The organism is Streptomyces barringtoniae (genome assembly GCF_020819595.1).
In the GTDB taxonomy this organism is placed as follows: domain Bacteria; phylum Actinomycetota; class Actinomycetes; order Streptomycetales; family Streptomycetaceae; genus Streptomyces; species Streptomyces barringtoniae.
In genome coordinates this window covers 1-533 of sequence record NZ_JAJHNP010000102.1, presented here as the reverse complement: position 1 = coordinate 533, position 533 = coordinate 1, and the positions used below count along the sequence as shown (strand labels likewise).

The 533-nt window shown below is 68.3% G+C and carries 1 protein-coding gene; it reads right to left on the bottom strand.

What is annotated here, in order from left to right:
* The coding region (locus LMU33_RS40900; protein WP_228627197.1) for a YibE/F family protein at positions 1-533 on the bottom strand (533 nt) is incomplete at both ends.

Below are 533 nucleotides of genomic sequence, written 5' to 3'. Positions count from 1 at the left end.
GAGGCGACCAGTCCGATCGATCCGACCAGGGTGCGCACGATCTCCTCGGCGACCAACTCGCTGTTGGCGACGGTGCTCACGCCGCTCTGGGCGATGGAGAAGAGGAGCAGCAGGGGCAGCGCGGCGCCCGCGTAGGCCAGGACGAGGGTGTTGACCACGGAGGCGATGTGGTCGCGGCCGATGCGGATGCCTGCTCGGTACAGTCCGCGCCGGCCCATGGTCGGGTTGGCGTCGTGCAGTTCCCAGACGGCCGATGTCTGGGTCACGGTGACGTCGTCGAGGACGCCGAGGGAGCCGATGATGACGCCGGCGAGCAGGAGTCCGCTCATGTCGATCTTCGGGTACAGGCCGTGGATCAGGCCGGTGCTGTCGTCGGTGTTGCCGGTCAGGGCGGCCCAGCCGATGAACACCGAGCCGAGTATGCCGATCAGCGCCAGTGAGACCAGGGTGCCGAGCACCGCCACCGAGGTGCGGGCCGACAGGCCGTGGCACATGTACAGGGCGATCAGCATGATGGCGCTCGATCCGACCAC